Consider the following 12,961-nt stretch of genomic DNA (forward strand, 5'->3'; position numbering starts at 1 on the left):
CTCTCCCTGAATCACATCGACCCTGCCTGCCAGGGTTGACGGCACTATAGCGTCGGCTGGACTCGGGAAATGTCAACGATTGCACACGGCGTCAAGCAGCACCCGCGTGCGGCGCCAGCTTGAAAACACTGATGGCCTGGGCCAAGCTGGCGGCCTGGTGCTTGAGGCTTTCGGCGGCGGCGGCACTTTCCTCGACCAGCGCTGCGTTCTGCTGGGTCATCTGATCGAGCTGGCTGACCGCGACGTTCACCTGATCGATGCCATCGGCCTGGTCGCGCGCCGCGTTGGTGATTTCTCCAATGATGGTCTGCACGCTGGCCACATTGCGCACGATGTTGTCCATGGCCACGCCTGCATCCTGCACAAGGCGGCCACCATCGTCCACCTTGCCCACGCTGTCGCCGATCAGCCGCTTGATTTCCTTGGCCGCCTCGGCCGAGCGCCCAGCCAGCGACCGCACTTCTGACGCCACCACCGCAAAACCCCGGCCTTGTTCACCCGCGCGGGCCGCTTCCACGGCCGCGTTCAGTGCCAGGATGTTGGTCTGGAAGGCAATGCTGTCGATGACACCGATGATGTCCGCAATGCGGCGAGAGGCTTCGTTGATCTCGCCCATGGTGTGCACCATGCGCGACATGACCTCCCCACCCTGCTGCGCCGATCCGGATGCCGAGACGACCACCGATTGCGCCTGGGTGGCGGCATCCGCGGACTGACGCACGGTGCTGGTGATTTCCTCCATGCTGGCCGCCGTTTCTTCCAAGTTGCTGGCGGCTTGTTCGGTGCGCTGGCTCAAGTCCTGGTTGCCGCTGGCGATCTGCGCGCTGGCCGTGCCGATGCTCTCGATGGACGAGCGCACATGGCCGATCACCCGCACCAGAGACACACTCATGGTCGAAAGCGCACGCATCATCTCGGCCACCTCGTCGCTGCCCTGGGCATGCACGGGGACACTCAAGTCCCCCGAAGCCACCCGGTTGGCCACCGAGACGGCCTCGGTGATGGGACGCACCACGGCGCGGCTGATGAGCACGGCCAGGCCCATGCCCATGGCCGCGAGTCCGCCCATCAGCACCAGGCTGATCCAGGTGGCCCGCTCGCCTTGCCGGGTGGCCTCGGACTCCATGGCATGGGCATCGTCGGAAATCTGGTCGGCCAACTCGCGCACCAGCCGCGACGGATCCCGGTCCACGCCTTGCACCGCCTTGTCGCCCACCGCCGGATCGAACTGGGCCGCCTCAAAGGCTTTGAAACCCGCCACGTAGCTCTGGGCCATCTTCTGGTGCGCCGCCAGGAACTGCCGCGCCAGTTCGCGCGCCTTGCCGTCGGGCAGCGCGCGCACCAGTTCACCGGTGCGCGCCGCCACCTCGGCTTCGTTCTTGCCAAACGCCGTCCAGTAGCGCTCGCGCTGCTTGGCATCGCTCCCGCGGAGCAGGGTGTTTTTCCACTCTTGCACCTGGGTCTTGAACTGGCTGTCGATCTCGCGCGCGGTGCGCTCGCGCTCCAGCGCCTGGCTGACCTCGGTGTTGAAGCGGTGCAAGGCGCCGTTCAGGGCATAAATCCCGCCCAGCCCCGCCAGCAGCATCAGCAGCAGGATGGCGCCAAAGGCCAGGGGCAGTTTGAGCTTGAGTTTCATCGCAGCAGTCCTCCCAGAACCACGGCAGAGGCCGCGACTCGAAAACTACCGCAAGGCCCGGAAAACGTAAAGCAGTTTGACGCTTAAAGGGCCGAATGGCCTCAAGCGCTTTGAATCAAGGCATCCAACCGCCGTCCGTCGGCGCAGAAGGCCCGGATGCCTTCGGCCAGCTTCTCGGTGGCCATCGCGTCTTCGTTGAGCGCAAAGCGGAAACCGGCTTCGTCGTACCGCACCGGCTCCAGCGACAGCTGGCGCGCCGCGGCGGCGTCGAGCGACCGCGGCAAAGGCGCTTCATTGGCGGCCAGTTCGGCCAGCAGCTCCGGGCTGATGGTCAGCAGGTCGCAGCCGGCCAGGGCCTGGATCTGGCCGATGTTGCGGAAGCTCGCGCCCATCACCTCGGTGGCGATGCCGAAGTGCTTGTAGTACTCGTAGATGCGTCGCACCGAACGCACGCCGGGGTCGTTGGCGCCCGCATTCGCGGACTCGTCCCAGCCCGCGCCGGCGGACTTTTTGTACCAGTCGTAGATGCGTCCCACAAAAGGCGAGATCAGCTGCACCTTGGCCTGGCCGCAGGCCACCGCCTGCGCGTAGGAAAAGAGCAGCGTGAGGTTGGTGCGTATGCCCTGGCGCTCCAGCACCTCGGCCGCCTGTATGCCCTCCCACGTGGAGGCCATCTTGATCAACACCCGGTCCACCGGCACGCCTTCGGCCTGGTACAGCTCGATCAGCCGCTGCGCGCGGGTGATGGTGGCATTGGTGTCGAAGCTCAAGCGCGCGTCCACTTCGGTGGAAACGCGGCCCGGCACCAAGGACAGGATTTCGCAGCCAAAACGCACCAGCAGGCGATCGACCACCTCGTCGAGCGGGGCGCCCCGGAAGCGGGCCACCGTCTGCGTCAGCAGCGGGGCGTAGTCGGCCTTTTGCACCGCCTTCAGGATCAGCGACGGGTTGGTGGTCGCGTCCTGCGGCCGGAAGGCACCCATCTGCTTGAAATCGCCGGTGTCGGCCACCACGGTGGTGTGCTGCTTGAGTGCGTCGAGCTGGTTCATGGACTGGACTGATCGAATGAAATAAAGTTACCGCCTCCGTATTATCACACTCGAAAACCCCATGCTCGACCGCATCAAGGCCTCCCTGCCCTCCCTGGCGCCCGCCGAACAACGCGTGGCGCACCTGGTGCTGTCCGACCCACGGCGTTTTGCGCAATTGCCAGTGTCCGAACTGGCCGCCCGCGCCGAGGTCAGCAAACCGACCGTGATCCGCTTCTGCCGCAGCATGGGCTACGACGGTCTGAGCGATTTCAAGCTCAAACTGGTGGGCACCGTCAGCGAGGGCGTACCCTTCATCCACCGCAGCGTGGACGCCGACGACAAGACCGGCGACGTGCTGGTCAAGGTGATCGACAACACCGTGGCGGCCTTCCTGAAATACCGCAACGACGCATCGACACATTCCATCGAAAAAGCGGCCGATGCGCTGCTCGCGGCCTACCGCAAGGGCCGGCGCATCGAGTTCTTCGGCGTTGGCAACTCAGGCGTGGTGGCGCAGGACGCACAGCACAAGTTCTTTCGCCTGGGCGTGCACACCGTGGCGCACAGCGACGGCCACATGCAGGTCATGAGCGCCTCGCTGCTGGGCCCGGGCGACTGTGTGGTGGTGATCTCCAACTCGGGACGCACGCGCGACCTGATGGATGCCACCGACATCGCCCGCAAACACGGCGCCACCACCATCGTCATCACCGCCAGCGGCTCACCCCTGGCGTCGGCCGGCCACATCCACCTGGCGGCCGACCACCCCGAGGGCTACGACCGCTACAGCCCCATGGTGTCGCGCCTGATGCACCTGCTGATCATCGACGTGCTGGCCACCTGCCTGGCGCTGCGCATCGGCGGCGCCAAGCTGCACCCGCTGCTCAGCGAGATGAAAAACAACCTGCGCAGCAAACGCTATACCTGACGGAAACCCCCACGCTCCACCGCTGCGCGGGTCGCTGCCCCCCCATGGGGGCTGATTCGCCTTGGGGCGGCCCGGCGGCGAATCGCTGTCGCGCTCCGCCACCGCGCCTGGGGCCTCGTTCAGAAATGAATACCCTGCATCATCTGCTGCAGCGCGGCCGCCTCGGGTGAAAGCTGCGGTTTGCCGCTCTTGTCGCCCTTGGCCGCGCTGGAGTCGGGGAACATGCGGAAGCTGGTGTTCATCACGATCTGTGCCACGCGCGGCACCAGGGCGTGCATGAGCTGGCCGGTGATGCCCATGCGCGTGGCCACCCGCACGGGCTTGAAGATGCAGGCCTGGGCGATCAGGTCGGCCGCCTCTTCAGGCGCCAGCGTGGGCACGTTCTTGTAGATCTGGGTCGGCGCGATCATGGGCGTGCGCACCAGCGGCATGTTGATGGTGGTGAAGGAGATGCCCTGGTCGGCGAACTCGCTGGAGGCGCAGCGCGTCCAGGCGTCGAGCGCGGCCTTGCTGGCCACGTAGGCGCTGAAGCGCGGCGCGTTGGTCAGCACGCCGATGGAGCTGATGTTGACCACATGGCCCTTGCGCTTGGCCACCATGGCCGGCAGCAGGCCCATGGTCACGCGCAGGCAGCCGAAGTAGTTGAGCTGCATGGTGCGCTCGAAATCGTGGAAGCGGTCGTAGCTGCTCTCGATGGCGCGGCGAATGGAGCGCCCGGCGTTGTTGATCAGGAAGTCCACGCCACCGTGTTTTTCCAGCAGCAACTGCACGAAACGGTCGCAGTCGGCCATGTCGGCGATGTCGGCCGCGTAGGCCACGAACTGGTAGCCCTTGTCGCGCGCTTCGGCGCAGGCCTCGTCCAGCTTGTCCTGGTCGCGGCCGCAGATGATGGTGGTGGCACCGGCCTCGGCAAACTTGTGCGCCGCCGCCAGGCCGATGCCCGAGCTGCCGCCCGTGATCAACACCACCTTGCCGCCCACCGTGCCCTTGAGGCTGTGGTCGATCATCAGGTCGGGGTCCAGGTGGCGCTCCCAGTAATCCCACAACCGCCAGGCGTAGTCCTTGAGGTTGGGGCAGGTCACGCCACTGCCCTTGAGCGCGGCCGTGGTGTCGCGGCAGTCGAAGCGCGTGGGATAGTTGACGAAGGTCAGCATGTCCTCGGGCAGGCCGAGGTCGGACATGATGGCGTTGCGGATGCGGCGCACCGGCGCCAGCGCCATCAGCCCCTTTTTCACGCTCTTGGGGATGAAGCCCAGCAGCGCTGCATTGACGAACAGGTTCATGCGCGGCGCATGGGCGGCGCGGCTGAAGATGTCCAGCACGTCGCCGACGCGGTAGCCCACCGGGTCCACCAGGTGAAAGCAACGTCCAGCCACGTCCTTCTGGTGGCTGATGAGGTCGAGCGCGTCGACCACGAAATCGACCGGCACGATGTTGATGCGCCCGCCCTCCAGGCCCACGCTGGGCATCCAGGGCGGCAGGATCTGGCGCATGCGCTGGATCAGCTTGAAGAAATAGTAGGGGCCGTCGATCTTGTCCATCTCGCCGGTCTGGCTGTCGCCCACCACCATGGCCGGGCGGTACACCGTCCACGGCCGCTTGCACTCCTGCCGCACGATTTTTTCGCTCTCGTGCTTGGTCATGAAGTAGGGGTGGTCCAGGCCCTCGGCCTCATCGAACATGTCCTCGCGGAACACGCCTTCGTACAGGCCCGCCGCCGCGATGGACGACACGTGGTGGAAATGCCCTGCGTCGATCGCCTTCGCCAGCTCCACCGTGTGGCGCGTCCCCTCGACGTTGACCGCCACCTGGCTTTCCTCGTCGGCGCCCAGATCGTAGACCGCCGCCAGGTGGAAGAAATGGTCAACCTGGCCCTTGAGCTTCTTGATGTCTTCGGCCGACACGCCCAGCTTCTTGGCGGTCAGGTCGCCCACCACCGGCACCGCGCGCGCGGCCCCCACACCCCAATGGCTGCGCAGCTCAGCCACCTTGCCCAGGCTCTCCTGGCGAATCAGGAAGGATACGGTGCTGCCCTTGCGTTCCAACAGCTTCTTGACCAGCCGCTTGCCAATGAAGCCGGTGGCACCGGTGACGAAATAATGCATGAGGTTCCTCCAGACAAGCGCGCATTGTCCCGCCCCGCGCCCCTGTGCCGCTTCAGCAAAAACCCGGGCCAGGATTGGAGGCGTGCCCCCAGCGGTTTTAGTCGCCACCCCCTACACAAGCACCACCGCTCTTCGTACAGTTCGGCGGTCAGGGTGCCGCGCCAGTGGCCGGCCCCCCTCTCTCAACCCACCCGGAGTTCACCATGGTCAAGAAACTGCAAAAAATCAGCGCCCAGAAAAAAGCCGATACCAACACCCCCCGTGGCCCCCTGGCCGGTGCCATCAAGGACTCGGCCCAGCAGATCTGGCTGGCTGGCCTGGGCGCTTTCGCCAAAGCGCAGGAAGAAGGCGGCAAGGTGTTCGACACCCTGGTCAAGGAAGGCCTGAGCATCCAGCGCAAGACCCAGTCGGTGGCCGAGGAGCGCATCAACGAGGCCACCAGCCGCGTGACCGACATGGCCAACGGCATTTCCTCCAAGGCCGCCGGCCAGTGGGACAAGCTGGAAAACATCTTTGAAGAACGCGTGGCCAAGGCCCTGAACAAGCTGGGCGTGCCCTCGGCCAAGGACGTCGACGCGCTGATCGACCGCATCGAGGAACTCAACCGCCACGTCCAGCAGCTCAGCGGCAAGGGTGGCAAGGCCGCCGCCCCCGCCAAGAAGGCCGCAGCGCCCAAGGCGGCGGCGAAGGCGCCGGCGAAAACGCCGGCCAAGCCCGCGTCGAAGACGGCACAGAAGGCCGCCGCCAAGGCCCCGACCAAGAAGGCAGCGGCGCGCAAGGCCGCCACGCCCACCGCCGACACCAACGCGTGAAGCACCCGACGGACCGCTGACGAAGGGGCGCATGTCGCCCCTTTTTTGCGCCCACGGCACTTGCTGCAATGCAACAAGAAGCCCACATCCCCCGATCTACACTTGTGCCCATGAGCCGTCCCGAGACGCCCGCACCGCGGCGCCGCCCCACTCAGCCGTCCACCCGCCAGGCACCGCGGGTGGCGCTGGCCCTGGCCGGTGGTGGGCCGCTGGGCGCCACCTTCGAAATCGGTGCCCTGTGCGCGCTGGCCGACGCTCTGGAAGGCCTGGACTTCAACCACTTCGACCACTACGTCGGTGTCTCCGCCGGCGGCTTCGTGGCGGCCGCGCTGGCCAACGGCATCACCCCCCACGGGCTGTGCGCCACCTTCATCGAAGGCCAGGGCCACGACGGCCTGACCTTCGACCCGACCGACCTGATGCGCCCGGCCTACGCCGAATGGGCACGCCGGGCGGCCTCGCTGCCGCTGCTGCTGGCGGGCGCGGCGTGGGACGTGCTGGCCGCGCGCCAGCCGCTGAGCCGGGCCCTCGAACGCCTGGGGCCGGCCCTGCCCACCGGACTGATCGACAACGAGGCCGTGCACCTGCAGTTGCAGCGCCTGTTCGAGCAGCCCGGGCGCAGCAACGACTTCCGCGCGCTGCGCGCCCGCCTGACGCTGGTGGCCACCCACCTCAACAGCGGCCAGGCTGCGCCCTTTGGCCGCCCGGGCTGGGACCACGTGCCCATTTCGCGCGCGGTGCAGGCCAGCGCGGCCTTGCCCGGCCTGTTCCCGCCGGTCGAGGTCGATGGTCAGCACTACGTGGACGGCGCCCTCAAGAAGACCGTGCACGCCACCGTGGCGCTGGACGAGGGCATGGACCTGCTGATCTGCCTGAACCCGTTGGTGCCCTTTGACGCGTCCAAGCCCCAGCGCCGGCTGAGCCCGCGCATTCCCTCGCTGATCGAGGGCGGGTTGCCGGCGGTGATGAGCCAGACCTTCCGCTCGCTGATCCACTCCCGCATGGAACTGGGCTTCAAGCACTACGAACGCCTGTACCCCGACACCGACATCCTGCTGATCGAACCCGACCCGCACGACGCCGAGCTGTTCTTCGCCAACACCTTCAGCTACCGGCAGCGCCGCGAGATGGCCGAACACGTCTACCAGCAGACCCGCCAACTGCTGCGCCGTCGCCGCGCCAGCCTGCGCGCGCCGCTGGCGCGCCACGGCATACGCCTGCGCGACGAGGTGCTGGACGACCCGCAGCGCCACCTGATCGCCCCGGCGCAACAGAACACGCGACTGGGCCAGGCGCTCGCGCGCCTGCAGGACACGGTGGACGAACTGCAACACACCCTGCGCCAGCGCGAAGCCAGCGCCTGACACACACCGCCCCACACATGGTCAAAAAGGCACCGCGCCGCACCGCAGAACGCATCCTCGAGGTGACCCTGGACCTGTTCAACCGGTTCGGCGAGCCCAATGTGTCCACCACGCTGATTTCGGCCGAACTCGGCATCAGCCCCGGCAACCTCTACTACCACTACCCGGCCAAGGACGAGCTGATCAACGCCTTGTTCGACCGCTTCGAGAAGTCGCTCAACGACCTGCTCAACGCCGGCGACGACGTGCGCGATGTCGAGGACGCCTGGTTCTTCATGCACACCCTGTTCGAGCGCATCTGGGAGTTCCGCTTCCTCTACCGCGATCTCAACGACCTGCTGAGCAAGAACCACCGGCTGGAGACCCATTTCCAGGCCGTGCTCAAGAACAAGACCCGCGCCGTGCGCGCGCTGCTGGCAGGCATGGTGCGTGGCGGCGCGGTGTCCATCGACGCCCGCGAAATCGAGCCCACCGCCCACAGCATGGTGGTGGTGCTGACCTACTGGCTCAGCTACGAGTACGTGCGCGACCCGCGCCATGCGCTGGAGCCGGGCAATGCCCAGCAGGCGCTGATGCGCGGCGCCCACCACACCCTGCACCTGCTGGCCCCTTACCTCGAACCGGGCCAGCGCACGCACCTGCTGACCCTGGCCGGCGCCTACCGCAACGACACCTGACAACGCCCCCAGGCACCCACACACCACAAGGAGACCGACATGGCCAAATGGACCCCCTTCCCCCACGCCGGCGACTACGACTGGGACACCACCCGCCTGAAGAAGCAGTGGGCCCGCCTGCACCGGGGCGACTGCGAGCCGCTCCCCCAGGACGCCGCCGTGCTGGCCGCCTGGGTGCTGTTCCACAACGGCGAATTCCAGAAGGCGGCCGAAGCCGGCCTCAAGGCCGGCGGCGCGGGCATCACCGTGGCCAACAAGGCCACGGCCATCTACGCCAACTACCTGGAGCCCAGGGAAAAGGCCAAGCTCGAACTCTTCATGCAGGTGGCCGAGCGCGCCGAGGCACAGCAGTTGGACGACCCCGACAACGCCAACGCCTGCTACTGGCAGGCCTATGCGCTGGGCCGCTACAGCCAGGGCATCAGCGTGGCCAAGGCGCTGGCGCAGGGCCTGGGCGGCAAGGTCAAGGCCGCGCTGGAGCGGGCCATCGCGCTGGAGCCCAAACACGCCGACGCCCACATCGCGCTGGGCACCTTCCACGCCGAGGTGATCGACAAGGTGGGCGCGCTGATCGGCGGCATGACCTATGGCGCCAAGAAGGACACCGGCCTCAAGCTCTTCCAGGCCGCGGTCAAGCTCAACCCGAGCTCGGCGATCGCCTTGATCGAACACGCCAACGGCATGGTGATGCTCGAAGGCGACAAACGCATGAAGGAAGCCACCAAGCTCTACGAGCAGGCCGCCGCCTGCGAGCCGCTGGACGCGATGGAACGGCTGGATGTGGACATGGCCAAGGAAGAGCTGGAAGACGAGTGATCTGCGGCCTGGCGTGGAGCGGCCCGGCGCTGCGGCCCAGGCCCTCGCCCTCAAGCCAGCTCAGGCTTCCAGCCCCCAGGGCAGCATCATCGCCAGCGTCAGCAGCTTGGTGAACTCGGGCTCGAACTGGTCGATGATCTTCTGCGGCTCGGGACACAGGCCACTGTCGGTGATCAAACCGAACTGCACCCCGCCGCCATAGCTCAGGATGGACACGCCCAGGCCGATGTGTCCGGTCTGGGGCACCCAGAACATGTTCTGCTCCAGTGTCGCGCCACACAGGGTGAGCTTCTTCTGCGGCCCGGGCACGTTGGTCATCACGGCCGTGGTCTTGCGGTGGAACAGGCTCAGCAGCAGCTCCTGCACCGGCCGGGCCAGGGCGCCGGCGATGGACAACACGCCGTAGACCAGCAGCGGCTGGGTGCTGCCCTTGAGGCCGTGCATGCGGCGCTTGACCTCGTACAGGCGCTCGACCGGGTTCTCGATGCCGATGGGCAACACCAGCGGCACGATGCCGAAACGGTTGCCCAGCTTCCAGGCCTGGTCCAGCGGACGCAGGTTGACCGGCACCATGGCTCGGATTTCCTTGCCCTCGGTGGCTTCGCCCTGGCCGCGCAGGTAGGCACCCAGGGCGCCGGCCACGCAGCTCAGCAACACGTCGTTGATGGAACAGCCCAGGCCCTTGCCGATGGCCTTGACCTCGTCCAGCGGCAGCGGGTCGCACCAGGCCACCCGCTTGGTGGTACCGGCCTCGCCCTTGAGGCCGGTGGGCGAATCGTCGGGCATCAGCACCAGCTCGGCCAGGTCGCTCAGCACCTGCCCGCCCAGGCGCGCCATGTCGGCCGACTGGCCCAGTGTCTGCGCCAGACCCTCCTGCGGCCGCGACAACAGGTCCAGCGAGCGCGCGGCGCCATCGCCGGCGACGTTGATCGCCTTGACGGTTGCGCCGGTCAAGGGCTTGAGCACGTTGCCGGCCAGCCAGGTCTCGATCGCTCCCAAGGGATCGGGTGCCGGCGCCGCCGCGCCACGCCGGGGGCGCTCGGGCGGCGGCAAGCCGCCATCGAACAGGCTCATCATCACCGAGATCAGTGCGATGCCATCGCCGATGCAATGGTGGATGCGCGCGATCAGCGCCGAGCCGCCGTCGTAGGACTCGATCAGTTCGAACTGCCACAGCGGATGGCGCCGGTCCAGCGGCGTCATGGCCAGCTCGGCCACACGCGCCTGCAGCGCCTGGCGCTCGCTGTCGCCGCGCCGGCGACGCAGCCTGCCGCGCACCACGTGGTGAAGGATGTCGAACTGGCGGTCGCGCACCCAGGTGGCGCCGGCCGGGTCTTCCACCACCCGCTGCAGGAAACGCGGGTACTTGGACAGGCGTTCCAGCAGGCGTTCACAAAAGGCATCGAAGTCGACCCCGGGTCGGAACACCCACACACCCACGATGACCATCAGGTTCACGGGCGAGTCCATCCGCAGCCAGGCCGTGTCGACCTTGCTCATGCGCTCGCCCCGCAGGCCCAGCGTGCCAGTCACCGCGCGGGTGACACTTTTTCTCAGACTTGGGGCCATGGCCGGTGTGTCCACTTGCTGCTCCCTGCGCGACATGCGTGCTTGTGGTGTGAAAGCTCTATTGTGGGCGGTGAGCGGCCCGTAAGATACCGCCCGTGTCTACCCACTAACCCCAATCCCCGGAGACCTTCCATGGCCGACCTCCAAGCCACGTTCGACGCCGCCGTCGCGAATTCCAAGAACCTCAGCGAGCGTCCCGACAACGCCACCCTGCTCAAGCTCTATGGGCTCTACAAACAGGGCACCGCCGGCGACAACACCGAGAAGAAGCCGGGCTTCGGCGACATGGTGGGCCGCGCCAAGTGGGACGCCTGGAAAGCCCTCAAGGGCACCAGCAACAACGACGCGATGCAGCAGTACATCGACCTGATCAAAAGCTTGAGCTGAGCCCCCACGCTCCGCCTTGGGCGGTATCCCCGGTTGGGGTTGCTTCATTCGACGTTCAGGCCACCACCCCGCGCTCGCGCAGCGCGGCGATCTGCGCCTCGCTCAGACCCACCTCGCGCAACACGGCATCGGTGTCCTGCCCCAGCGCGGGGGCGTTGCGACGGTGGCCGCCGGGCGAGGCGCTCAGGCGCGGCACGAAGCCCGGCACCAACAGGTCGCTGCCGTCGTCCAGACGCACGGTGCGCAGCATGTCGCGCGCCGCGTAGTGGGGGTCGGCCGCGATGTCGGCCACGGTGTAGATCTTGCCAGCCGGCACCTCGGCCGCTTCCAGCGCCGCCAAAACCCCCTGGGCCGTGAGGCCCGCGGTCCAGGCGCCAATGGCGGCGTCCAGCTCGGCCACGCGGGCCACCCGCCCGGCGTTGTCCTGCAGGTCGGGCGCCTCGCCCAGATCGGGCCGGCCAATGCAGGCCATCAAGCGGCGGAAGATGCTGTCGCCATTGCCCGCGATCAGCACGTGGCTGCCATCGGCGCACAGGTAGGCGTTGGTGGGGGCGATGCCGGGCATCGCGCTGCCAGCCGGCCCGCGCACGGCGCCAAAGGCGCTGTACTCCGGCAACAGGCTTTCCATGCAGTTGAACACGGCCTCGAACAGGGCCACGTCCACCACCTGGCCGCGCCCACGTGGTGCCTCGTGCGACACAGTCCGGTGCCGGTGCTGCAGGGCCAGCAGGATGCCGATGACCCCATGCAGCGACGCCAGCGTGTCGCCGATGCTCACCCCCACCCGCACCGGCACCCGGCCGGGCTCGCCGCTGAGGTGGCGCAGGCCGCCCATGGCCTCGGCCACGACACCAAAACCGGGCCGGTCGCGGTAGGGCCCGGTCTGGCCGTAGCCGCTCACGCGCAACATGATCAGGGCCGGGTTCTGCCGCTGGAGCACTTCGGGGCCAAGTCCCCATTCCTCCATCGCGCCGGGGCGGAAGTTCTCGATCAGCACGTCGGCCTCGGCGGCCAGGCGGCGCACGATGTCCTGCGCCTCCGGCTGGCGCAGGTCCAGCGCCACCGAACGCTTGTTGCGCGCCTGCACCTGCCACCAGACCGAGGTGCCGTCCTTGACCAGGCGCCAGCCGCGCAGCGGGTCGCCGCCGCCGCGGCCGTTCCTGGGCGGCGGTTCGATCTTCACCACGTCGGCGCCAAAGTCGGCCAGGGTCTTGGCGGCAAAGGGGCCGGCGATGAGCTGGCCCAGCTCCACCACCTTGAGGCCCTGGAGCGGGCTGGGCAAGGGCGCGCTCATGGCGCCTTTTTCTTGCTGGCCTTGGCGGGCGAGGCCAGCAGCTGGTCGAGGTTCTTCACGATCTCGGCCTCGATCTTGTCCTTGAAGGCGCCCAGCAGAAACCCCAGCTTGGCGTCCAGCTCGAAGGCGGTCTTGCTGACCCGCAGGGTGCCGGTGACGCCGGAGCGCTTGAAACACACCTCGTCGGTGGCATCGCCTTCTTCGTAGGTGCACTCCATGCCAAATTCGTTTTCGGCCTGCTCGGCCCAGGCCCAGGCGACCTTGCGGGCCTTGGCCAGTCCGAGGGCGTGGTCGCGATGGATGTGAAGGTCGGCCATGTGGAAATCCTCTCTGTGGGGTCGC

At 67.4% G+C, this 12,961-nt stretch carries 12 protein-coding genes; 6 read left to right on the plus strand and 6 right to left on the minus strand.

Annotation, left to right across the window (positions count from 1 at the left end; all coding sequences use genetic code 11):
• Positions 1-91: 91 nt before the first annotated feature.
• Both AAHB17_RS08425 and tal read right to left on the minus strand, forming a co-directional pair.
• On the minus strand, positions 92-1,636 hold the full coding sequence (locus AAHB17_RS08425; RefSeq protein ID WP_342130094.1) for a methyl-accepting chemotaxis protein: 1,545 nt from the start codon (positions 1,634-1,636) through the stop codon (positions 92-94).
• A gap of 101 nt (positions 1,637-1,737) precedes the next feature.
• A complete protein-coding gene (tal, locus tag AAHB17_RS08430; RefSeq protein ID WP_342130095.1) occupies positions 1,738-2,685 on the minus strand; it encodes a transaldolase in 948 nt (315 codons plus the stop codon).
• A gap of 61 nt (positions 2,686-2,746) precedes the next feature.
• On the opposite strand from tal, the gene AAHB17_RS08435 reads away from it, so the two are divergent.
• Positions 2,747-3,595, plus strand: a complete 849-nt coding sequence (locus AAHB17_RS08435; protein WP_342130096.1) for a MurR/RpiR family transcriptional regulator — start codon at positions 2,747-2,749, stop codon at positions 3,593-3,595.
• A gap of 119 nt (positions 3,596-3,714) precedes the next feature.
• Here the strand turns inward: AAHB17_RS08435 and AAHB17_RS08440 are convergent, their stop codons facing one another.
• The gene (locus AAHB17_RS08440) at positions 3,715-5,700 is read right to left on the minus strand and encodes an SDR family oxidoreductase (RefSeq protein WP_342130097.1); all 1,986 of its coding nucleotides are present in this window, start codon (positions 5,698-5,700) and stop codon (positions 3,715-3,717) included.
• A gap of 203 nt (positions 5,701-5,903) precedes the next feature.
• On the opposite strand from AAHB17_RS08440, the gene AAHB17_RS08445 reads away from it, so the two are divergent.
• From AAHB17_RS08445 to AAHB17_RS08460, 4 genes are all read left to right on the plus strand, one after another.
• Positions 5,904-6,512 (plus strand): phasin family protein, encoded by a 609-nt coding sequence (locus AAHB17_RS08445; RefSeq protein ID WP_342130098.1) that lies wholly within the window; start codon positions 5,904-5,906, stop codon positions 6,510-6,512.
• 110 nt (positions 6,513-6,622) lie between these two features.
• The gene (locus AAHB17_RS08450; RefSeq protein WP_342130099.1) at positions 6,623-7,876 is read left to right on the plus strand and encodes a patatin-like phospholipase family protein; all 1,254 of its coding nucleotides are present in this window, start codon (positions 6,623-6,625) and stop codon (positions 7,874-7,876) included.
• Positions 7,877-7,893: 17 nt separating this feature from the next.
• Entirely contained in the window at positions 7,894-8,553 is a 660-nt protein-coding gene (locus tag AAHB17_RS08455) for a TetR/AcrR family transcriptional regulator (RefSeq protein ID WP_342130100.1), read from the plus strand.
• Between the two features lie 39 nt (positions 8,554-8,592).
• Positions 8,593-9,369, plus strand: a complete 777-nt coding sequence (locus AAHB17_RS08460; protein ID WP_342130102.1) for a hypothetical protein — start codon at positions 8,593-8,595, stop codon at positions 9,367-9,369.
• A gap of 60 nt (positions 9,370-9,429) precedes the next feature.
• Here the strand turns inward: AAHB17_RS08460 and AAHB17_RS08465 are convergent, their stop codons facing one another.
• On the minus strand, positions 9,430-10,938 hold the full coding sequence (locus tag AAHB17_RS08465) for a wax ester/triacylglycerol synthase family O-acyltransferase (RefSeq protein ID WP_342130103.1): 1,509 nt from the start codon (positions 10,936-10,938) through the stop codon (positions 9,430-9,432).
• A gap of 132 nt (positions 10,939-11,070) precedes the next feature.
• On the opposite strand from AAHB17_RS08465, the gene AAHB17_RS08470 reads away from it, so the two are divergent.
• Positions 11,071-11,325: an acyl-CoA-binding protein gene (locus tag AAHB17_RS08470; protein WP_342130104.1), complete on the plus strand. Its 255-nt coding sequence runs from the start codon at positions 11,071-11,073 to the stop codon at positions 11,323-11,325.
• Positions 11,326-11,380: 55 nt separating this feature from the next.
• On the opposite strand, the gene AAHB17_RS08475 is transcribed toward AAHB17_RS08470, so the two are convergent.
• Both AAHB17_RS08475 and AAHB17_RS08480 read right to left on the minus strand, forming a co-directional pair.
• Complete coding sequence (locus AAHB17_RS08475) at positions 11,381-12,619, minus strand: CaiB/BaiF CoA transferase family protein (RefSeq protein ID WP_342130105.1); 1,239 nt, start codon at positions 12,617-12,619, stop codon at positions 11,381-11,383.
• Complete coding sequence (locus AAHB17_RS08480) at positions 12,616-12,936, minus strand: polyhydroxyalkanoic acid system family protein (protein WP_342130106.1); 321 nt, start codon at positions 12,934-12,936, stop codon at positions 12,616-12,618. The genes AAHB17_RS08475 and AAHB17_RS08480 overlap by 4 nt, the downstream gene beginning before the upstream one ends.
• Positions 12,937-12,961 lie beyond the last annotated feature (25 nt).

It is taken from the genome of Hydrogenophaga sp. OTU3427 (assembly GCF_038440225.1).
Classification (GTDB): Bacteria; Pseudomonadota; Gammaproteobacteria; order Burkholderiales; family Burkholderiaceae_C; genus Hydrogenophaga.

Bases quoted from the DNA above. Each gene is read 5' to 3' on its own strand.
- AAHB17_RS08425 (WP_342130094.1), bottom strand. From the start codon at position 1,636: ATGAAACTCAAGCTCAAACTGCCCCTGGCCTTTGGCGCCATCCTGCTG.
- tal (WP_342130095.1), bottom strand. From the start codon at position 2,685: ATGAACCAGCTCGACGCACTCAAGCAGCACACCACCGTGGTGGCCGAC.
- AAHB17_RS08435 (WP_342130096.1), top strand. From the start codon at position 2,747: ATGCTCGACCGCATCAAGGCCTCCCTGCCCTCCCTGGCGCCCGCCGAA.
- AAHB17_RS08440 (WP_342130097.1), bottom strand. From the start codon at position 5,700: ATGCATTATTTCGTCACCGGTGCCACCGGCTTCATTGGCAAGCGGCTG.
- AAHB17_RS08445 (WP_342130098.1), top strand. From the start codon at position 5,904: ATGGTCAAGAAACTGCAAAAAATCAGCGCCCAGAAAAAAGCCGATACC.
- AAHB17_RS08450 (WP_342130099.1), top strand. From the start codon at position 6,623: ATGAGCCGTCCCGAGACGCCCGCACCGCGGCGCCGCCCCACTCAGCCG.
- AAHB17_RS08455 (WP_342130100.1), top strand. From the start codon at position 7,894: ATGGTCAAAAAGGCACCGCGCCGCACCGCAGAACGCATCCTCGAGGTG.
- AAHB17_RS08460 (WP_342130102.1), top strand. From the start codon at position 8,593: ATGGCCAAATGGACCCCCTTCCCCCACGCCGGCGACTACGACTGGGAC.
- AAHB17_RS08465 (WP_342130103.1), bottom strand. From the start codon at position 10,938: ATGGCCCCAAGTCTGAGAAAAAGTGTCACCCGCGCGGTGACTGGCACG.
- AAHB17_RS08470 (WP_342130104.1), top strand. From the start codon at position 11,071: ATGGCCGACCTCCAAGCCACGTTCGACGCCGCCGTCGCGAATTCCAAG.
- AAHB17_RS08475 (WP_342130105.1), bottom strand. From the start codon at position 12,619: ATGAGCGCGCCCTTGCCCAGCCCGCTCCAGGGCCTCAAGGTGGTGGAG.
- AAHB17_RS08480 (WP_342130106.1), bottom strand. From the start codon at position 12,936: ATGGCCGACCTTCACATCCATCGCGACCACGCCCTCGGACTGGCCAAG.